General features: G+C 63.6%; 24 protein-coding genes. 14 read left to right on the top strand and 10 right to left on the bottom strand.

Features of this window, described 5'->3' with window-relative positions; all coding sequences use genetic code 11:
* Positions 1 to 232 precede the first annotated feature (232 nt).
* The 3 genes from ABIB90_RS11185 (at position 233) to ABIB90_RS11175 (ending at position 1,213) form a co-directional block, all read left to right on the top strand.
* Positions 233 to 436: a hypothetical protein gene (locus ABIB90_RS11185; RefSeq protein ID WP_219683912.1), complete on the top strand. Its 204-nt coding sequence runs from the start codon at positions 233 to 235 to the stop codon at positions 434 to 436.
* 127 nt (positions 437 to 563) lie between these two features.
* Positions 564 to 818, top strand: a complete 255-nt coding sequence (locus ABIB90_RS11180) for a hypothetical protein (RefSeq protein WP_007591705.1) — start codon at positions 564 to 566, stop codon at positions 816 to 818.
* A 248-nt stretch (positions 819 to 1,066) separates the two neighbouring features.
* A complete protein-coding gene (locus ABIB90_RS11175; RefSeq protein ID WP_354167490.1) occupies positions 1,067 to 1,213 on the top strand; it encodes a hypothetical protein in 147 nt (48 codons plus the stop codon).
* 4 nt (positions 1,214 to 1,217) lie between these two features.
* Here ABIB90_RS11175 and ABIB90_RS11170 read toward each other — a convergent pair whose 3' ends face one another.
* The gene (locus ABIB90_RS11170; RefSeq protein ID WP_354167493.1) at positions 1,218 to 1,799 is read right to left on the bottom strand and encodes a bifunctional transcriptional activator/DNA repair enzyme AdaA; all 582 of its coding nucleotides are present in this window, start codon (positions 1,797 to 1,799) and stop codon (positions 1,218 to 1,220) included.
* Between the two features lie 323 nt (positions 1,800 to 2,122).
* On the opposite strand from ABIB90_RS11170, the gene ABIB90_RS11165 reads away from it, so the two are divergent.
* Entirely contained in the window at positions 2,123 to 2,341 is a 219-nt protein-coding gene (locus tag ABIB90_RS11165) for a nuclear transport factor 2 family protein (RefSeq protein ID WP_245285861.1), read from the top strand.
* A gap of 80 nt (positions 2,342 to 2,421) precedes the next feature.
* Positions 2,422 to 3,339, top strand: coding sequence for a DMT family transporter (locus ABIB90_RS11160; protein ID WP_354167497.1), 918 nt, complete (start codon positions 2,422 to 2,424; stop codon positions 3,337 to 3,339).
* 127 nt (positions 3,340 to 3,466) lie between these two features.
* Here the strand turns inward: ABIB90_RS11160 and ABIB90_RS11155 are convergent, their stop codons facing one another.
* On the bottom strand, positions 3,467 to 3,817 hold the full coding sequence (locus tag ABIB90_RS11155) for a zinc ribbon domain-containing protein YjdM (RefSeq protein WP_354167500.1): 351 nt from the start codon (positions 3,815 to 3,817) through the stop codon (positions 3,467 to 3,469).
* Between the two features lie 214 nt (positions 3,818 to 4,031).
* Here ABIB90_RS11155 and ABIB90_RS11150 point away from each other — a divergent pair, with 214 nt between their 5' ends.
* Both ABIB90_RS11150 and ABIB90_RS11145 read left to right on the top strand, forming a co-directional pair.
* On the top strand, positions 4,032 to 4,568 hold the full coding sequence (locus ABIB90_RS11150) for a helix-turn-helix domain-containing protein (protein ID WP_219683916.1): 537 nt from the start codon (positions 4,032 to 4,034) through the stop codon (positions 4,566 to 4,568).
* Positions 4,569 to 4,869: 301 nt separating this feature from the next.
* On the top strand, positions 4,870 to 5,517 hold the full coding sequence (locus tag ABIB90_RS11145; RefSeq protein ID WP_354167504.1) for a cell envelope biogenesis protein TolA: 648 nt from the start codon (positions 4,870 to 4,872) through the stop codon (positions 5,515 to 5,517).
* A 3-nt stretch (positions 5,518 to 5,520) separates the two neighbouring features.
* On the opposite strand, the gene ABIB90_RS11140 is transcribed toward ABIB90_RS11145, so the two are convergent.
* The gene (locus ABIB90_RS11140) at positions 5,521 to 5,778 is read right to left on the bottom strand and encodes a hypothetical protein (protein WP_157158545.1); all 258 of its coding nucleotides are present in this window, start codon (positions 5,776 to 5,778) and stop codon (positions 5,521 to 5,523) included.
* Positions 5,779 to 6,049: 271 nt separating this feature from the next.
* Here ABIB90_RS11140 and ABIB90_RS11135 point away from each other — a divergent pair, with 271 nt between their 5' ends.
* On the top strand, positions 6,050 to 6,325 hold the full coding sequence (locus ABIB90_RS11135; RefSeq protein WP_354167507.1) for a hypothetical protein: 276 nt from the start codon (positions 6,050 to 6,052) through the stop codon (positions 6,323 to 6,325).
* Between the two features lie 107 nt (positions 6,326 to 6,432).
* Here ABIB90_RS11135 and ABIB90_RS11130 read toward each other — a convergent pair whose 3' ends face one another.
* Positions 6,433 to 7,227: a lytic transglycosylase domain-containing protein gene (locus ABIB90_RS11130; RefSeq protein WP_354167510.1), complete on the bottom strand. Its 795-nt coding sequence runs from the start codon at positions 7,225 to 7,227 to the stop codon at positions 6,433 to 6,435.
* Between the two features lie 204 nt (positions 7,228 to 7,431).
* On the opposite strand from ABIB90_RS11130, the gene ABIB90_RS11125 reads away from it, so the two are divergent.
* Positions 7,432 to 8,439, top strand: a complete 1,008-nt coding sequence (locus ABIB90_RS11125) for an acyl-CoA desaturase (RefSeq protein WP_354167513.1) — start codon at positions 7,432 to 7,434, stop codon at positions 8,437 to 8,439.
* Positions 8,440 to 8,628: 189 nt separating this feature from the next.
* Entirely contained in the window at positions 8,629 to 9,099 is a 471-nt protein-coding gene (locus tag ABIB90_RS11120; RefSeq protein WP_007591679.1) for an SMI1/KNR4 family protein, read from the top strand.
* Positions 9,100 to 9,201: 102 nt separating this feature from the next.
* Here ABIB90_RS11120 and ABIB90_RS11115 read toward each other — a convergent pair whose 3' ends face one another.
* Complete coding sequence (locus ABIB90_RS11115; RefSeq protein ID WP_354167516.1) at positions 9,202 to 10,245, bottom strand: hypothetical protein; 1,044 nt, start codon at positions 10,243 to 10,245, stop codon at positions 9,202 to 9,204.
* A 348-nt stretch (positions 10,246 to 10,593) separates the two neighbouring features.
* Between ABIB90_RS11115 and ABIB90_RS11110 the strand changes: the two genes are divergently transcribed.
* Positions 10,594 to 10,884, top strand: coding sequence for a hypothetical protein (locus tag ABIB90_RS11110; protein ID WP_007591676.1), 291 nt, complete (start codon positions 10,594 to 10,596; stop codon positions 10,882 to 10,884).
* 365 nt (positions 10,885 to 11,249) lie between these two features.
* A complete protein-coding gene (locus tag ABIB90_RS11105) occupies positions 11,250 to 11,771 on the top strand; it encodes a hypothetical protein (RefSeq protein WP_088940854.1) in 522 nt (173 codons plus the stop codon).
* Between the two features lie 141 nt (positions 11,772 to 11,912).
* On the opposite strand, the gene ABIB90_RS11100 is transcribed toward ABIB90_RS11105, so the two are convergent.
* The 5 genes from ABIB90_RS11100 to ABIB90_RS11080 all read right to left on the bottom strand — a co-directional run bounded on the left by ABIB90_RS11100 (position 11,913) and on the right by ABIB90_RS11080 (position 17,228).
* Entirely contained in the window at positions 11,913 to 12,428 is a 516-nt protein-coding gene (locus ABIB90_RS11100) for a ParB N-terminal domain-containing protein (RefSeq protein WP_354167519.1), read from the bottom strand.
* A 279-nt stretch (positions 12,429 to 12,707) separates the two neighbouring features.
* Complete coding sequence (locus ABIB90_RS11095; RefSeq protein WP_354167522.1) at positions 12,708 to 12,956, bottom strand: DUF2442 domain-containing protein; 249 nt, start codon at positions 12,954 to 12,956, stop codon at positions 12,708 to 12,710.
* Entirely contained in the window at positions 12,937 to 13,104 is a 168-nt protein-coding gene (locus ABIB90_RS11090) for a DUF4160 domain-containing protein (protein WP_354200681.1), read from the bottom strand. Before ABIB90_RS11090 ends, ABIB90_RS11095 begins: the two co-directional genes overlap by 20 nt.
* A gap of 109 nt (positions 13,105 to 13,213) precedes the next feature.
* Entirely contained in the window at positions 13,214 to 16,978 is a 3,765-nt protein-coding gene (locus tag ABIB90_RS11085) for a vitamin B12-dependent ribonucleotide reductase (RefSeq protein ID WP_354167525.1), read from the bottom strand.
* Between the two features lie 61 nt (positions 16,979 to 17,039).
* Complete coding sequence (locus tag ABIB90_RS11080; RefSeq protein ID WP_354167528.1) at positions 17,040 to 17,228, bottom strand: hypothetical protein; 189 nt, start codon at positions 17,226 to 17,228, stop codon at positions 17,040 to 17,042.
* Positions 17,229 to 17,738: 510 nt separating this feature from the next.
* On the opposite strand from ABIB90_RS11080, the gene ABIB90_RS11075 reads away from it, so the two are divergent.
* On the top strand, positions 17,739 to 18,635 hold the full coding sequence (locus tag ABIB90_RS11075; RefSeq protein WP_354167531.1) for a DMT family transporter: 897 nt from the start codon (positions 17,739 to 17,741) through the stop codon (positions 18,633 to 18,635).
* A 117-nt stretch (positions 18,636 to 18,752) separates the two neighbouring features.
* Complete coding sequence (locus tag ABIB90_RS11070) at positions 18,753 to 19,106, top strand: hypothetical protein (protein ID WP_354167534.1); 354 nt, start codon at positions 18,753 to 18,755, stop codon at positions 19,104 to 19,106.
* The last annotated feature ends 5 nt before the right edge of the window (positions 19,107 to 19,111 follow it).

Genomic DNA, 19,111 nt, shown 5'->3' with positions numbered 1-19,111 from the left:
CGCCGATTGTTCGGAGGACGGTGTGGCAGCGCAATGGCGCAATTCGGCGAAAGCGGGCTTTTCGACCAGGTGTTGCGCGGCGGCAACGCGGGTTCCCATCGCGGTTCCACCGGCGCTTGCGCGCGGGCGGTGTAGAAAATTCGATAAAGACGAATATTTTGGCGCCGGCCGGCGTAAGGGTGTTTCGCCCACACGTTGCGCAACCTTGTCACGGTCGGCGCGTTAGGCGCCCATGACGCACTCCTCGCTTCGTCCGATGGACGCCTTCGACCCCACCGAGCCCGCCATCCTGCACGACCAGCTCTCCGATACGATCATCACCTGGACCGCTGAGCAGGCCGATGATTTCAGGCGGGCCAGCCGGCCAGGCGGTGACGGAACCGTGATCTGGAAGGACTACGTTTTCGACGGCTGGGGCCATGTGCTCGGCGGCTGAGCCCCGCCCACGCGCATTAAACATATTGCCATGCACTCGGCGCGTTGTTGCGTTGCAGCAGTGCATGTCGCAATGCAGCAAAATGCGCTTAGATGTGCTCCGAACGTTTCATTCAGGAGCATCACCCATGAACAAGAAGACTCTGTCGATCGCCGCCGCCATCCTGACGATCGCTGGCAGCACCGTGGCTTTCGCCGCCGAGCTGCCGACTTACGAGGCCAACGGTTTTCCGGTGTCCCCGATGCAGGTGCGCGTGCTCGGTGCCGCGCATGTCGAGCAGCAGGCCTCGGCGCCCACCACGATCGCTTCGGTCCACCAGACCCGCGTTCTGTCGCCGCGCAAGATGAAGACCGCTGATGTCACGACGGGCAGCGCCCGCTGATTTGGGGGCGCCACTAGCCAACATCAAGTCAACGTGATGCAGGCTCGTTTTCTCCGAGCCTGCCCGGACCGCGTTCCCTTTCGGGAGCGCGGTCTTTTTTTGGCGCAGCGAGTGATGATCACGTGCCACTTGTGTACGGCCGTTCAAAGCGAGTGTGATCTCTTTAATAGTTGCTTTGCAGATCGCGGCACTTGATGCGGCCGCCGCTTATTGAGCAGCCAAGAATCATTTTTCATAATGGAGTAGTCATGCCCGTTGCACAGAAAGCCGTTGTTGCAAGCGTCTCGCCGCGCGCGTTCATTCTCAGGCATCTCGCGTCGTTCGCAGCCGCCGCGCTGTTCGTGTTCGTGCTCAGCCTGACGTATGGGCTTGATCTTAGCCCCGGGTTTTTCTGACGGGCTACGCATGCTTCGATAAGCGCAGGCTCGACGGCGAGCGGCCGTAGAGCTCTGCGAAGGCGGCGTTGAAACGGCGCAGGCTGCCGAAGCCGGCCTGGAATGCGATGTCAGCCATGGTGTGATCGCCGGCATCGAGCAGGCGTTTTGCGCGCTGGACGCGCAGCGTCTTCGCAAGCTGCTGCGGCGTGGTGCCGACGTGACGCTCGAACAATCGCGCCAGATGACGCGAGGAGATGCCGAGCCGCATCGCGAAAGACACCACCGAATCCTCGTCGAGCGCGCCCTCATTGATGAGCTTCACCGCGCGTGCGACCGTCGAGCGCGTGCCGTTCCAGGCCGGGCAGAACGGTGCGGTCTCGGGACGGCATCGCAGGCAAGGGCGGAAGCCTGCGGCTTCGGCCGCGGCGGCTGACGGATAGTAGGAGACGTTGCGCGTCAGCGGCTGCTTGGCCGGACAGACCGGGCGGCAATAGATGCCCGTGGTCTTCACCGCCGTGAAGAAGCGGCCGTCATAGCGGGGATCGCGGCGCAGGCGCGCTGCATTGCAGACATCAAAGCTCAGCATGGCCTGATGATAGCGCATGGCCGCGCAGGCGAAAGGGCCGCGGGATGACCGAGTCCGATTGCGGCGAGCCGCGATGGGCAGGGCGGCTTAGAAAGCCGCCCTCGACGCAAGCCCCCCTGCGATGCCAGTCTTGGAGCCCGGCGTGACCAGCCCGAAAGACATCGTCCTCAACGCCTGGAAGATTGTTTCAGTATGCGACTCGATGCGCATCGCCGCGCTGTTCACCGACGACGCTGAGTGGATCGCGCCGAAGGGCAACGCCACCGCGGTCGCGCTCGATTACACCGACCACATGATCCGCGCGCAAGCGATCGCGCGCTTCATCGCAGGAGATGCACAGGATGTTCTCCGGGATCGATATCGGCTTTCGCGGCGTCTATGCCGACGGCGATGTGGTGATCGTGGAGGAGCGGATGCGCGCTACACTTGCCGGGGGAGCGCGTTACGAGAATGACTATAGCTTCGTGTTCACGGTGGCCGGCGACAAGATCCGCGAGGTGCGGGAATACGTGGACACGCGCAAGAGATGGCGGATGGTGTTCGGCGAGGAGGCTCGATGAGCAGGCATATTTTCCGCCGCGTGCCAGCCCTGCAACCGCATGGGTTGAGCCTCGTCGCTTGCTGACATAAGGCATGCTCCATGGATCAGCGAACGAGCGCCGACGCTCTCATTCGGAGGAACGATCAGGCGCCGGCCCTTGTCGGCGTGCTCTGCGGCCTCGCCGCGGCGGTGTTCTGGGCGCTTGGCTTCGCCGGCACGCGGCACGGCCTCAAGGTCGGCTTCACGCCGGTCGATCTGCTCGTGCATCGCTATGTCTGGTCCGGCATCGCATTCCTGCCGTTGGTGGTACGCGGCGGAATCTCCGATCTCTGCGGCATCGGTTGGGGCAGGGGCCTTGTGCTGATGGTGCTCGGCGGCCCGGTGATGTCGCTGATCTCCTACACTGGTTTTCTGTTCGTGCCGCTCGGCCATGGCAGCGTGATCCAGCCCTCCTGTGCGACGCTCGGCGGCCTGCTGCTCGCGGCCCTGTTCCTGAAGGAGCATGTTTCCGCGTCGCGCATCGCCGGCGCTGTCGTCATCGTCGGCGGGCTCGGTGTGATCGGCGCGGAATCGATCGGCCATATCGGCGTCGACGGCGTGCTCGGCGATCTGACCTTCGTGCTGACCGGATTGATGTTCGCAGGTTTCGGCGCGCTGCTGCGCCACTGGCGTGTCTCCGCCGTGTCGGCTGCGCTCGTCATCAACGTGCTGTCGCTGCTGCTGTTGCCGATCTACCTCATGACCGGCGGGCTCGCGCGGATCGCGGCGATCGGTATCGGTGAGAACGCCATTCAGGCGCTGGCGCAGGGCGTGCTTGCAGGTCCCGCTGCGCTTTATCTGTTCGCCGTCTCGGTGCAGCACCTCGGCGTGGCCCGCGCCGCCGTTGTCCCCGCCTGCGTGCCGGCGCTGACGGTGCTCACCGGCTGGCTCCTGCTCGGCGAGCCACCGACACTATTGCAGACGGCGGGATTGGTGACGGTGCTGTGCGGATTCTATCTGGCGCAGCGGCAGCGATAGATTGCGGCCTCCGCACGGCGCTTACCATTCGATGGCGGCAAACTTGACGCCGCGACAGGTCAGCTCCCGCCCGAGCCGCTCGGCGCGTTCGCTAGCGGATTTGCCCTGGCGAGTCCGGGGGCTCGGCTTACGCCTTCCTCACGAACTCCGATTTCAGATTCATCGCGCCGATGCCGTCGATCTTGCAGGCGATGTTGTGGCCGTCGGTCGCGTCCTGCAGGTGGATGTTGCGGACCTTGGTGCCGCCCTTGACGACGGAGGACGAGCCCTTGACCTTGAGATCTTTCATCACGATGACGCTGTCTCCATCGGCGAGCGCATTGCCGTTGGCATCGCGCACGCCGGCCTCCTGCGCGGCATCCGCGGCGGCCTCCGCCGTGCCGCTCCATTCATGGCCGCATTCCGGGCAGACCCAGAGGCCGCGATCCTGATAGGCGTGCTCGGAGTTGCAGGTCGGACATTTCATCGCGTCGGTCATCGTTCGCCTCGTCGCCCGTCACGGGCGCGCCGCACGCTTTCCGCCGGAAAAAGATGGATTGGGAGCAAATCCTTTACCATGGCTTTCAGTCCTTGGGGAACCCTTGGAAATTTAGGAGTTCAGGAAAAAATCTGCGGTATCGAGGTCCGGGATTTTTGCGGCTGCGTCGGTTCGACGTCGCTGCGCAAGGAGCGTCCAGGAGCCACGTCCCGTCATGAGCGAGCACCGCGCCGCAGTCAGACATCACATTTTGCGGACCGGCATTGTCGAGTTCGACAACGGCACCGGCAAGACCATCAGCGCACCCTGCACGATTCGCGATGTCTCCGGCACCGGCGCGCGCCTCGGCCTCAACGCCTCGCTCTGGGTGGCCGAGCAGTTCACGCTGGTCTTCAGCAGCGGACTGCGCAAGGACTGCCGGGTCGCCTGGCGCAAAGGCAGGCTGATCGGCAGCGCGTTCGTGGACGGCTATGCAAGCGCGGATGAGCAGGCCGTGATGATGACCGCGGACGAGCAGTCCCGGCACCGGCTCGGGATCGGTGCGCGCCTCAAGGCTGCGCGCGAAAAGCGCGGCTACACGCAAGGCCAGCTCGCCGAGCTCATCGGCGCCACGCCCGCCTTCGTGTCGCTGGCCGAGCAGGGCCAGGCGGACATTCCGCTCTATCAGCTGATGCACATCGCTGATCTGCTGATGGTCGGCCTCGACGGGCTCGTCGCGGGACCGGCGCCTGAGGATGTCAACGCGGCGTAGGTGACGACCTGTCAAAACAAAAACGTCGAAAACAACCCCATGCACAGTAGAAATCCCGAGGGATTTCAGAATGTTGCAAATCCGAAAAATCATTGACGATGGGCCGTAGCCCGGATGGAACGAAGCGCAATCCGGGAATCCTGCGGGGGCACCGGTCCCGGATTACGCTGCGCTCCATCGGAGCTACGGCCTCAAATCCACTTCGGTGATACCGAATCGAATTTGACTCGTCGGGCAAAACAGGAGCAGTATGGCATGATGGCGCCGCTGGAAGCTGGTGGCTCGCCAGCTGCGGAGCGACATGCCGAAAAAAGCAAAACCAAAAAGAAAACTGAAGACCTTCCAGACCTCGCTCGGCTTCTACGACCAGGCGATCGCCGCGCCCTCGATGAAGGCAGCGCTGGACGCCTGGGGCGCCAGGTCCAATCTGTTTCATCAGGGCGCCGCGAAGGAGACTGACGACCCCGACATCGTCGCGGCGACCATGGAGAAGCCGGGCGTGGTGCTCAGGCGTCCGGTCGGATCGGATGGGGCGTTCACCGAGCATTCTGAGTTGCCGACCGATCTCGCTGACGACGCGGCCAAGCCGAAGCGCAGGCCGAAATCCAAGCCGAAAAAGAGTCCTTCAAAGGCTGCAAAGCAACCATCCCGCAAGATCGACGATCAACAGGCGCGCAAGGCCGCCGCGGCGTTCGCGAAGGAAGAGCGCCGGCGGGAAGCCGAGCGCCGCAAGGAGGAGATCGCTCGCGCCAAGGAGCGCGCGCGCCGCGAGAAAGCGGTCGCGAGTGCACAGGCGGCGCTGGACGAGGCGAGGCGGGAGCACGAGGAGCGGGCGGAGGCGATCGACGCGGAGCGCGCTGCGCTCGATGGGCGTGCCGAGGCAGAGCAGAGCCGGTGGGACAAGCAGCGGATGAAGCTGACGGAGGCGGTGCGACGTGCGCGGGAGTAGGGCTCAGCCGCGCGCTTCGAGGCAAGCGCGGACCTTGTCTGCCTGCGCGCGGGGCACGGCATGGGCGCGCCACTGCTCGCGCGTGGCGCCCGCTGCGGTCAGGCACCGGCCGATGTTGCGATCGTAAGCGTCCTGGGACATGCGCTCGCGCTTGGCCTGGCACGCAGCGTTGCCGCCACACTCGTAAACGGGGGCAGCCTTGGCCATCGAGATACCCAGGGACAAAAACGCCACGACGAAAAATGCCATCGGCTTGTACATATATCCCCCAAAGGCTGGAATCGATTTGCTTCAATCGCCAGACGTTTAGCGTGTTGGATCGCTGTTTGCAATCCTGGCGAGAGCGGAGTCGATCAAAGCGCAGCACGCTGCGCTGGAGAGCGCGCCGAGGCGGAGCAGAGCCGGTGGGACAAGAAGGATGAAGCCGACGGAGGCGGTGTGGCCGGCATCGGTCATTCCGGCAAAGCTTGATCGCAAATTCGCTTGCCTTGCCTGGCGTCCTTTTGCACTCTGGCGGGAAGGAGACCAACGCATGAAGATCATGACTGTCGCGTTTGCGCTCGGAACCGCCCTGGTGCTGTGCAATCTCGGAATATCGGATGCCGACGCCCGGACGCGGAAGGCTCGCGTGGTGGATGAACAACGGCTGAGGGTGGATGTCCCCGTGCTCAGGCCGACGCCGTGGGATTACAATATTGTTCCGCGTTATCGTTATCGCCCGGAAGACGACCGGGTCGATCCCTACGGCCCGCCGCTGGTGTCGTCGTGGGTTCGGTATGAGGGCTGGCGGTGGCCGTATTGGTGGTGATCCCGTAGCCCGGATGGAGCGCAAGCGTAATCCGGACCATCCGCATCGCACGATCGCCCGCATGGCACGAATCCCGGATTTCGCTTGCGCTCATCCGGGCTACGTCCTTAATCGTCGTCGGCCGCAAGCCGCTGAAACTGCCGCTTCATCGCGTTGACCCTGGCGATATAGCTCGCGACGAGGTGATCGCCGCAGCGCTCGTCGGCGATCATCGCAAACTTGCGGCGTGCGTAGGCCATGGCGGGGCCTGCGCCGCAGAGATGGATGAAGGCGGCGAGATCCTGCCGCTCGCGCGCACTCGCCTTCACATCGCCCGCGCGGGCGAGAACATCGGCGACATTGCGGTCGAGATACACCGATGCCAGCTCGATCGCGTGGCTCGGGATCGCGCGGCTATAGAGGAAGGGAGACCCGCAGCCGGCTTCCGTGACCGCGTTGCTGCGAATACAGAACCGCGCAGCGTCGGCATAGGCTGCGTCCAGCATCTGGAAGAGGCCGACGGCACTCGATGCGGGCCGGTAGATCGCGAGGGGATTAAAACTCCATCGCCAGCGCCAGTAGGTGCGCGCGAGCGGATTGCCCGATGTTTCGACCTGCGCCAGGGCGGCCAGCAATTCGGGCGTGATCGTCGCGGTGGCATGCTTGCGGAACAGCGACCCGTATTGCCGCCAAGTCTCCGATGGCTCCTTGTCGAGCGCGTGGCCGACAAGGACGAACAGCTCGGTCGGCTTGCGCATCGTTTGATAGGCGATGTTCACGAGCGCGACGACCGCAAGCAGCATCGCCACGGCGCCCCCGATCTGAACCATCCGCGGTGCGCGCGCGAAAGTCTTTCGCATCCATCGCGCGCTACGCCTGAGCTTGCGAAGGCGAGAGAGGAGGGGCTTGCTTCGTCCTGGCATCGGTCTTCTGGGAGTGCATTGCGGAGGCTTTGTAGCTGGTTAACGCGGTCACCAGCCCTTGAAATCCGGCTTCTTTTCTCTCTGGTCGCGTCTTTTCAAGTCGCCGCTCCGTACTCCCACGGCAGCTCGTATCCTTGATGGAAATAACCCGAGGTTGTACTGTGCGCCGCAACAGGGTTAATTTTGTGTGAATGGATCGTTGGAATGACCGTCATTGAAAGCGTGGTGTCGGCGGAAGCTGCGGAGCGGAAGATGCCGCCGGGCGTGCTGGTCGAAGGGCCGGTGGTCGACGCCAAGTTTCGCGATTCCTACATCTCCTTCGTCATCATGATCAGCGGTTCGATCGCGGCGCTGGTCTGGGCGTTCTGGCAAGGCATCGGCTGGGTGGAGGTTTCGGTCTTCGCCGGCACGTTCGCGCTGTCCACGGTCGGGATCGGCTTCATGCATCGCTACTTCGTCCACCGCAGCTTCCGCTGCGGTCCGGTGATGCGGACGTTGTTCGCGGCCATCGCCACCATGGCGGTGCAGGGCTCGATCCTGAAATGGGTGAGCAATCATCGCCGGCACCATCTTCACTCCGACAAGCCGGGCGACGTCCACAGCCCTTACTATGACGGCGACGGCAATCCCTATGTCACCTTCGCCAAGGGGATGATGCATGCGCAAGGCGGCTGGGTGTGGGATCAGGCCACCACCGATGCCGGATACTACGCCAAGGATATCCTGGCCGATCCGATCGCCATGTTCTTCACCAGGACGCGCTGGTACTGGTACGCGCTCTCGGCGATGATCATTCCGGGCGCGATCGGCTACGCCTTTGGCGGCGTGCACACCATGACCGGCTGCATCCTGTTCTCCGGCCTGTTCCGCAGCTACCTCATGACCATGGCGACCTCGCTGGTCAATTCGGTCTGCCACAGCGACGGCCGCTATGGCTACCGCCGCTTCGATCTCGACGACGGCACCACCAACGAGTTCGTGACCACGATCCTCACCTTCGGTGAAGGCCTGCACAACAACCATCACCGGTTTCCGCGCGACGCCTACATCTCGCACGCCTGGTACGAGATCGACATCAACGGCCTGATCATTCTCGGGCTCGGGAAGCTTGGCCTCGTGCACGACATTTTCGCGGCTGGGAGCAGAACGCGTCCCTCTGGCGGTTCAGACGGCGGAGAACGTTCAGTGGCAGATACCGAAGCGATCGTCTAAAGGCTGTAGGATGGGTAGAGCGGAAGCGAAACCCACCAATCGCCGTCATCGCACGATGGGTTTCGCAAGTGCTCTACCCATCCTTCGGGCTCGGTGCTCGACTACGCCATGGATTTGGCCACACCGATCTAGTGGTGTGCTCACTAGCGCGGGCGCTTTGATGGCCCACGGGGCACGAAGTTTAGGCCGATGAACTATCTGGATCTCATGGACGACCGACGGACACCGGCGCCCTCCAACGCCATCCGCGCGCTGGAGCAACACATCGGTGCGCCGTTGCCCGCGCCCTACAAGGAGCTGCTGGCGCAATCGGACGGCGGCGGCTTCGACCGCTGCGGCGTCGAGCTGCCTTGGCGCAACGACCGCACCGTTTTGGACGTGCTATTCACGACGCATCCGACCGACAGCTACGGCGTCATCGACAATTACGATGTGTATCGGAGCATGAATCGAATCCCCCGGCTGAGCTGCCCCTTCGCACCCGATCCCGGCGGCGACCTGTTCCTGCTGAGTCTGGAGGAGGACAGTTATGGGCAGGTCTTCTACTGGGATCACGAGCATGAACCGGTGGACGGTGGCGACATGTTCGCCGATTTCCCGAACACAAACGAACTCGCGCCCGATCTTGAAACCTTCATTCTCGGCTTGGGAGAGGGGTGAATGGATATGCAGCTAGTAGGATGGGTTGAGCCCTTGCGAAACCCATCGCTTCTGTCGATTAGCTAGCGATGGGTATCCCTTCGCTCCACCCATCCCGCGGGCTCACCAATCCGGATCGCCGTAGTAGGGATCGACCATATAGGGCGGGGGCATCCAGGGCCCTCGCGACGGCCGGGGCCGCCGCGGTGCGGCCGCCTGCGCGTGCGGCCGTGGAGGCGTAGCGGCATCGTTGTTCATCACGCTGCGCGCGGCGGGTTTCGCGGATGCAGGTGCGGATGACGATGCGGACGACGTCGTCGGCTCCTTTTGCAGCGCCTGGACCTGTGCGGCGAGGCGTGCGTTAGCCGCCGCATCCTTCTCCTGCGCCGCCTTGAGCTGCTGAATGGTGTCGGCCTGCTCGCGCAGCGTCTGTTCGTTGCGGCTTTTCAGTTGCTCGAGCTTTCCGTTGATGTTCGCAAGCTCGCTGGTGATGGTCTTGAGCGATTGCGCGAGATCAGACGACGACGGGTCAGGCGTCGTGGCGCCCGTTCTTGAAGCGTCGGGTCTTGAAGCGTCAAACCCTGCATTGCTCTCCGTGTCCTTGCCGACCGGCGGCGCGGGCACCGTGCCGGGCTCATCCGCGGCAGCCAGCTGCACGGCCGCCGGTTGCGCCGGACTTTCAACCGCGGACGCTTGCGGAGGCCGAGTGGCGGCCGGTGGAGCCCATCGCGCCATGATCGATTTGGTCATCGACCCGGCCTGATCGCTATATTGCGAAGCGAAGGCTGCACCGAGAATGCCGATCGCCAGCACGAGACCGACCAGAGCACGCAGCATGGGCCGATCTCCCTTCAGGCCTTGGTTGCGAACCTCGCTATCTGGCGCCGGCGCCGCGGCCTTGGGAGTCTTGTCCTCGGGAATCTTGTCCTTGGGAGCCTGGATAGTCTCCGCACCGGCGCTTGCTCGCGAGACCCGCGGGCCTTCGCTGCCGCGTTCCATTCCGGAAACCAGCCGGTCCAGCCGCGCAAGGTCTTGCTCCGCGCTCTTGATCCGGTCGTAGGCCCGCGCCAGCCCGCCATCGGCGCGCACCTCGTCCGGCTTGGGAGCGTCCGGCTTAGGGGCATCAGGCTTGTGATCGTCAGGTTTGGGGTCGTTCGTCTCGGGCACCGATGCGCTCTCGATCCAGTCGGCGTCAATGGGAGTGCTGCAGTCCGATCGTTGGAACGATAGGTCGCGCCGCTGTCCAACACAACGCGCGTGCGAAGGAGAAATTATGGCGGGCTTCGGGGGCGGGCGTGGGCGTTGCCGAACCGGCATGCGTCGCGAGCGTCAGGTACATGACCGAAAGCGGTGTGGCTCCCGCTGATGCCCTATGTAGGTAAGCGTGACAGTTTCGCTGTCTCGTTATGAACTCGGCCGCCAGATCGCAACGGCCCGCATTGTTCTAAATCAACAAAACCCGCTGATTGGAGAATTACGCTGACGCACCGTTCCAATCCAGGAAGGAGAGTGGACATGTCGCGCCGAACCATCGTTTCACTTACCGCATCCGCAATCATTGGCATCGCCTGCATCGCGACTGTTTCGACCGACGCCTTCGCGTATCGAAGAGGCGTCGGGGTTGGTCGAGTTGGTGTTCATCACGGCGGTGTCTATCGCGGTGGCGTCTATCGTGGTGCAGCCGTGCGCCGCGGAGTTGCCGTGGGCGTCGGAGCTGCTGCGGTTGGTGCGGCAGCTTACGGGGCTTACGGAGCCTACGGCGGCTATCGCCGCTGCGGCTACGAACCTTACCCGCCCTGCTACTAGCCGGTCTTGTAGCCGGTCTTGGCGCAGCGGCCAGAGCACCGATGGGTCGGCTGTGCGCGGAGCACCTCTCTCCGAGCGGGGAGAGGTGATTCGAGTTCCGGGCCCGCACACACGGGATCCGGGCTGTGCTCGCTTGACCGTGCGTATTGGCGTGTCTGTTGCTCGACAGGTCGAATTCTAGCGAGGCGTGCGTGCCATCTTCGCCGGCCGCCACCATGAGAGGTTGAACGCCGAAAAGTCGATCGCTGCGTGCATTCGCGGCGGCCGGGAAAAAGCGGCAAAATTGCGGCTGTCAAGGATACATCAGGGTAGAACGGAGCTTATCCCCGTAATAAACCCAATGCTGTTAGGGGTTCTGGGTGCGTATGGGAGGATCAATAATGGCAAATGTCGAACAATTGCGCAGGCGGGACGGAGTGAACCTGGTCCAGCTCGAGGAGGACATTGCATCGATACGCTCGGGAAGCTCTCTTGCTTCCATTGCTCTGCCTGATTACGTCGAGCACACCGCGGGCGTGACGCGCGTCGGCGCGCTCAGTGCAGAGGCGGTCGTTCGGGACTATGAGTCCGCTGCAAAAGAGATCGAGGCCATGGGCACCGAGTTGATTGACGCCGCGCAAAAATGCGAGGCGCTGACAGCCCAGGTCCATGATGCGATCGCCTTCATGCGAGAAACGGCGGCGGAGTATCGTGAAGAGGGTCGGAAGATCTTCAGGCGCATCGAAGAATGCGCGCTGTTCACCGAAGACGTCCGCAAGACATGCGAACAGGTCAAGCGCAGGATGGTCGACGTCTCGCTTGGCTCATCGTCCAACGAGGAGTTCGCATCGCAACAGCCCGAGTTGAACGGGATCGCCGCCAAGGTGTCGATGAGCGAGATACGGTGAGGCGGGCGTAGATAGCCGTAAGGTGGGTTGAGCTCTAGGTCGTAGGATGGGCTGAGCCCTTACGAAACCCATCATCTCTCTCCGATCGAGCGGTGATGGGTATCGCTTCGCTCCACCCATCCTACGAGCTGGAGCCAACAATCAATAGCGGCCGCCGTGGCCCTTTTGCTGCGTGATCCAGTCCGACAATGTTTTCGGTGTCGATCCCACGGTCCGGCCCGGTGATGCCTTCGGATTGTCGCGAACGCCTTTCGTCGGACGGGTGCGCGGCGCTTCCGTTCCGTTGACGCTCTTCGAGCCAGCCATAGATGCTTCCGCAGCTTCCTTCTCGAGGCGCAGCTGTTTCAATCGCGCCATCTTGATGCGCTCTGCCTCGACTGCGGGTCCTTCGGACAGCAGCCGCCTGTGTTGAGCGACCTCCGCCGGGACGATGACACCGATAATGGTTGTCTCGCCGAGCGCCTTGCAGGCTTCGAGCCGATGCAGTCCCTCGACCAGAACGAGGCGGTCTCCGTCGAGCCGGACGGAAATGGGGGCCTGCTGCCCGATGTCCAGCATGCTTTCCGCGATCTCCCCGACGATCTCGGGCCTGATCGCTTTCTTCTGCTTCGTGGGAACGAAGATCTTCTCGATCGGGAAGCTTTCCGGTTTGGGCATAACTTGACTCCGCTTCTACCGGGCCCGTCGGAACCGATGCCGGCGGTGGTCGGAGTTTAGGAGGGAAGGGCTCGACGGCAAAGGTAATTTCGGCAGCGGGGTGTTAATGAATCGTAGGATGGGTTGAGCCCTTGCGAAACCCATCCCTTCTGTGGATTTGGCGGCGATGGGTATCGCTTCGCTCCACCCATCCTACGAGCTGTCGCCGCAATACCGAGCATATGTCCCTGTCGTAGACCTCGGGCTTTGCCTGCAGCTTCAGCGCAAGGCATCGGTCATTTAGGCGGCGTGTTCCGTGGATCGCGTTACATCGCCGCGGCCCGCGAGAAGGCCGGCAACGGAGATATCTTCGTCAAGCGCTTGCCAGTGCAGGCCGACGCGGCTGAGCTCGACCTGGGTGCGTTCGTCTGGCGTTGCATGGAGCAGGCGCGGAAACCACGCAAGCGGGATCCCGAGTGTCCTTCCATCGGACAGTTCGACCCACATCGTGTGTTCGTCAAAGCGAACGCTAGTTGCCGAAATGGTCATGCCAGGCCTTCAGAAGAAGCTCGCGGTTGTCTTCCACGACGCGCAGGATATTCGAAAGTTCCCGCGGATTGAAGCCATAACTGTCGGCTATTGATATGCCAGGCTCAAGCCAAATCTTGGCGTCCCGGCCGCCGCCTTTGACATGAATATGGGGCAGCTCGGGTGGCTGCCCCTCATTTGAGAAGAACTAGTAACGCAAGCCGTCCTGGCGTAATGCAACTGGCATCAATGCCTCCGGGCGGCTTGCGCTATTGGTATCAGCTGCACCCCGTCGTGCTGCCGCACGTATCGCACTTCATACACGTGCCATTCCGCACCAGCGTGAAGTTACCGCACTCCGAGCACATCTCGCCCTCATAGCCCTTGGCCTTCGCCTCCGCGCGGCGCTCGGCCTTGCTGGGCACTGCGGTTTGCGCGGTGCCGGCCTTGCTCCATTGCAGGGCCTCTAACTTCTCGGTGGGCGAGAGGTCGTGGGCCACTTCCTGCTTCAGCGCGACCGCGCCTTCCAGGACGTCGCCGGCACGGCCTGCGCCGTGCGAGGCGAGCGAGGTGACCTTGCTGCCGCCGGCCGGGGCGCTGTCGTTGCCTTGCGCGACCGCGGTCGAGCCGCCGCGCATCACCACGAGGTTGTCGGTGCGGGAGCGGGTGAGACCGCGCGACACCAGCTTGGAGGCGCGCTGGCCGTGATCATCCGGCTCCTTGCCTTCCTCGACGCCCTTGCCGAGCACGTCGAACCCGGTCTCGCTGGGATCGACATGGGCGAGGTCGAAGCGGCTGAGATAGCTCACCGCCAGTTCGCGGAAGACGTAGTCGAGGATCGAGGTCGCATATTTGATGCTGTCGTTGCCCTGCACCGGGCCCGCCGGCTCGAAGCGGGTGAAGGTGAAGGCGTCGACATATTCGTCGAGCGGCACGCCGTACTGGAGACCCAGCGACACCGCGATGGCGAAGTTGTTGATGAAGGAGCGCAAGGCCGCGCCTTCCTTGTGCATGTCGATGAAGATCTCGCCGATGCGGCCGTCGTCATACTCGCCGGTGCGCAAATAGACCTTGTGGCCGCCGACGACTGCCTTCTGGGTGTAGCCCTTGCGGCGATCCGGCATCTTCTCGCGCTCGCGCATCACGATGATGCGCTCGACCAGCTTCTCGACGATCTTTTCCGAGACCTGGGCGGTGCGGGCCGCCATCGGCTTGTCGTAGAGATGCTCGATCGCATCGTCCTCGTCCTCATCGTCGGCGATGAGCTGCGAGTTGAGCGGCTGGCTGAGCTTGGAGCCGTCGCGGTAGAGCGCGTTGGCCTTCAATGCGAGCTTCCACGACAGCATGTAGGCGGACTTGCAGTCCTCCACCGTGGCGTCGTTCGGCATGTTGATGGTCTTGGAGATCGCACCCGAGATGAAGGGCTGGGCCGCCGACATCATGCGGATGTGGCTCTCGACCGAGAGATAGCGCTTGCCGACCTTGCCGCAAGGGTTAGCGCAGTCGAACACCGGATAGTGCTCGGCCTTGAGGTGCGGGGCACCTTCCACGGTCATCGCGCCGCAGATGTGGACGTTGGCCGCCTCGATCTCGCGCTTGGTGAAGCCGACGGCCTGGAGCAGGTCGAAGCCGGGGGCCGCGATCGCCTCTGCGCCGATGCCGAGCTGGTCGCGGATGAAGTCCTCGCCAAAAGTCCATTTGTTGAAGGCGAACTTGATGTCGAACGCGGTCGGCAGCGCCTTCTCGACCTTGGCGATGGCTTCGTCGGTGAAGCCCTTGGCCTTCAGCGTCGTGGCGTTGATGCCGGGCGCGTTGGAGAGCGAGCCGTGGCCGACGGCGTAGGCCTCGATCTCCGCGATCTCGCTTTCGCGATAGCCGAGCGCGCGAAGCGCTGCGGGGACCGCGCGGTTGATGATCTTGAAGTAGCCGCCGCCGGCGAGCTTCTTGAATTTCACCAGCGCGAAGTCGGGCTCGATGCCGGTGGTGTCGCAATCCATGACGAGGCCGATCGTGCCGGTCGGCGCGATCACCGTGGTCTGGGCGTTGCGATAGCCGTGCTTCTCGCCGAGCTCGAGCGCCGCATCCCAGGCCGCTTGCGCATGGGTGACGAGGTCTCCTTGCGGGCAGGACACCAGGTCCATCGGCACGGGGTTGACGCTCAGCGCCTCGTAGCCGTTGGACTGGCCATGGGCGGCGCGGCGGTGGTTGCGGATTACGCGCAGCATGTGCGCGGCGTTCTTTTTGTAGCCGGGGAAGGTGCCGAGCTCGGACGCCATCTCGGCCGAAGTCTTGTAGGTGATGCCGGTCATGATCGCGGTCAGCGCGCCGGCGATCGCGCGGCCTTCTTTGCTGTCATAGGACAGGCCCATGGTCATCAGCAGGCCGCCGATATTGGCGTAGCCGAGGCCGAGCGTGCGGAACTCGTAGGACAGCTCGGCGATCGACTTCGACGGGAACTGCGCCATCATCACCGAGATTTCGAGCACGATGGTCCAGAGCCGGCAGAGATGCTCGTAGCCCTCGACGTCGAAGCGCTTGGAGGGGATGTCGTAGAACGTCAGCAGATTGGCAGAGGCGAGGTTGCACGCCGTGTCGTCCAGGAACATGTATTCCGAGCACGGATTGGAGGCGCGGATGTCGCCGGACGCCTTGCAGGTGTGCCAGTCGTTCATGGTGGTGTTGAAGTGCAGGCCGGGGTCGGCCGACGCCCAGGCGGCGTAGCCGATCTTTTCCCAGAGGTCGCGCGCCTTCAGCGTCTTGGTGATCTTCTTGGTGGTGCGCCCGACGAGATTCCAGTCGCCGTCGGTCTCGACCGCGCGCAGGAAGTCGTCCTTCAGCGACACCGAATTGTTGGAGTTCTGGCCTGATACCGTGAGGTAGGCTTCCGAATCCCAGTCGGTGTCGTAGACGTCGAACTGGATGTCCTTGTAGCCTTGCTTGGCGAACTGGATGACGCGCTTGATGTAATTGTCAGGCACGAGGCTGCGGCGCGCGAGCTTGATCTCGCGGCGGAGCGCCGGGTTCTTCTCGGGGTCGAAGCAGTCGTCGCCCGAGCCCTCGCAATTGACGCAGGCCTTCAGCACCGCCTTGAGGTGCTTCTGGTTGATCTTGGATCCGGTGACGAGAGCCGCAACCTTCTGCTCCTCCTTCACCTTCCAGTCGATATAGGTCTCGATGTCGGGGTGATCGACGTCGACGACGACCATCTTGGCGGCGCGGCGCGTGGTGCCGCCGGACTTGATCGCGCCCGCCGCGCGGTCGCCGATCTTGAGGAAGCTCATCAGGCCGGACGAGCGGCCGCCGCCGGAGAGGCGTTCGCCTTCGCCGCGCAGCCGCGAGAAGTTGGAGCCGGTGCCGGAGCCGTATTTGAACAGGCGGGCTTCGCGGACCCAGAGGTCCATGATGCCGCCCTCGTTGACGAGGTCGTCACCGACGCCCTGGATGAAGCAGGCGTGCGGCTGCGGATGCTCGTAGGAGGATTTCGACCGGGTCAGCTTGCCGGTGAAGGGGTCGACGTAATAATGGCCCTGGCCGGGGCCGTCGATGCCATAGGCCCAGTGCAGACCGGTGTTGAACCATTGCGGCGAGTTCGGCGCGACCATCTGCATGGTCAGCATGTAGCGGAGCTCGTCGTAGAAGGTCTGGGCGTCCTCGTCGGAGGAGAAGTAGTTGCCCTTCCAGCCCCAATAGGTCCAGCAGCCGGCGAGACGGTCGAACACCTGCTTGGCCGAGAGCTCGCTGACATAGCGCTCCTTCTCGGGCAGGAGGGCGAGCGCCTCGGTATCGGGCACGGAGCGCCACAGGAAGGACGGGACGGACTCTTCCTCGACCTTCTTCAGGCGCGCGGCGACGCCGGCCTTGCGAAAATACTTCTGGGCCAGGACGTCGGAGGCGACCTGCGACCACGCGGTCGGCACCTCGACATTGTCGAGCTTGAACACGACCGAGCCGTCGGGATTCCTGATCTCCGACGTGGTCAGCCGGAACTCGATGCCGGCGTAAGGTGACTGTCCCGAAGTGGTGTGGCGCCGCTCAATCCGCATGGTCTTGCCCCGTCCTATCTTTGACCGGACCGCCTCCGTTCAGGCGTGCCGGGTCATCATTTCATTTCGCGGTGCTCGAGGCCGCGTGGCCCTTGGCATCGCAGTTCAGCCGGTAGACCCGGCCCGTTTTCTCCCGACGCGATTGCTCGATGCGCGCACCGATCATCCGCCGGCACGTCCAGACCCATCCGCCCCAAAGGGATGAGCCCGACATGCGTTCAACGCCCCACAACGTCACGTCTTCAACCATTGCCATCCGAGCCTGTTTCCAGCCCGTTCAGGCGCCCGAAAGATCCGCTCTCGCCGGGCAGACAAGCCCGTATCCCGCTGCCTTTGTCTGGCTCGGCGGAGTGCTGTTTTGCAGACCCTTTGGGGGAGTGCCGGCGGGACGCAAACACACTCGCGCCGAACGGATCGAAAACTAGGACTCTCCGTTACGCCCGTCAAGAACTAGTGCGAGTTCCTGAATCAAATACTAAATATGGTGGATTGTGGGGGATAACAGGGGGCAGGCCCGCGCCTGTTGTTGAGCCAAGTATCAGTGAGTCCTCAGGGATTCCCAACCGAAAAAATTTCCATCTTGGGGCGCCGCTGAGGCTTCACCCCGCTGTTCACAGGGCAGGTATATTTTTGAATGGCGGGCTTGCCTCCGGGGGACTCACGTAGGGCTACGGAAGGTGAGGGCAGGCATGCCCGCCGGGGTGGTGGTGGGAGGGGCGAATCCGCGCCAAGCTCGGTCAAATTTTGCCGGACTACCCACATGCTTGATTCGACTCGGCCGGTGCTGCGAGCGCGCATCGCCCCGGCCGGCCTGATGTTCCTCGCCATCACCTCGGTGGGCTGGGGCTTCAACTGGCCGGTGACGAAATTCCTGCTCTCCGAGCTGCCGCCGCTGACCTTGCGCGGGGTGACCGGCGTGTTGGGCGCGGTGCTGCTGGCGGCGCTGGCGCTGATGCGCGCTGACAGCCTCAGGGTCCCGCGCGAGATCTGGCCGCGCCTTGTGACCGCCGCGGTCCTCAACGTCACCGGCTGGATGGTGCTGATGGGCCTGGCGCTGCTGTGGCTGCCGGCGAGCGAAGCCGCGCTGATCGCCTACACCATGCCGGTCTGGGCCTCGCTGATCGCCTGGCCGGTGCTGGGCGAGCGGCCGACCTTGTTGCGCACCATCGCGCTGGTGATGGCTTTTGCCGGCCTCGCCTCGATCATGGGCGGCAACGGCTTTGCCGCCACCGCGGACAAGCTGCCGGGCATCATCATGGCGCTGTGCGGCGCGCTCGGCTTCGCACTCGGCACGGTGTTTTCGAAGAAGTACCCCATCCGTCTGCCGCCGATCACGGCCGCGGCCTGGCAGATCGGGATCGGCTGCCTGCCGATCACGATCATCGGCCTCGCCATCGAGACCACGCATCTGGAGCTGGTGACGCCGGTCGGATGGTGGCTGCTGGTCTATTCGACCGTGGTGCAGTTCTGCATCGCCTATGTCAGCTGGTTCGCTGCCCTTGCGCGCCTGCCGGCCTCCGTCGCCGCGATCGGGACCATGGCAGTGCCTGTCATCGGCGTGGTGGCGTCCGCGATCGCGCTCCACGAGCCGTTGGGAGCAGGGCAGATCGCCGCGCTGATCTTCACGCTGGCGGCGGTGGTGCTGGCGACGCGGTAATAGGGCGCGGACTCATGAAGTTTGGCCGCCCGATGTCCGCCTTGCTGCGGCTGAAGATTTCGAACATGTGAAGGCGGCGAGCTTCCAAAGTTCCGCCGCCCGTGGGATGTTCGGGCCATGAATCTGCGGCGATTGCTCAGAGTTGCGTTCGCGGTCTTGGTGACCGTCGGTTTGACGTTGGCGCCCTTGGCGGCGCCGGCGGCCGCTGCGCAAGCTCGTCTTGACGGCATGAGCGACATGTCGATGTCGGCCGACATGCCCTGCTGCCCCAACGACCAGAAGAGCAATGACTGCCTGGACTGCCCGCTGGTTGCGATGTGCGTTCTGAAGACGACCCAGGCGGGACCCTCCGAGGCCGTCGCTTTGCCGCTGCGACACGCGATCCGGACCACCCACTCGGTGGCGGACGATTTGGTCGGCGACGGTTTGGTCCGTCCACCTCCCGACCAACCCCCTCGAACCCTGGCCTGAGCGGC

The sequence above is a fragment of the Bradyrhizobium sp. JR4.1 genome (genome assembly GCF_040548605.1).
Taxonomy (GTDB): Bacteria; Pseudomonadota; Alphaproteobacteria; order Rhizobiales; family Xanthobacteraceae; genus Bradyrhizobium; species Bradyrhizobium canariense.
The sequence above is the reverse complement of the archived record's forward strand: the minus strand, read 5'-3'. Positions and strand labels throughout refer to the sequence as shown.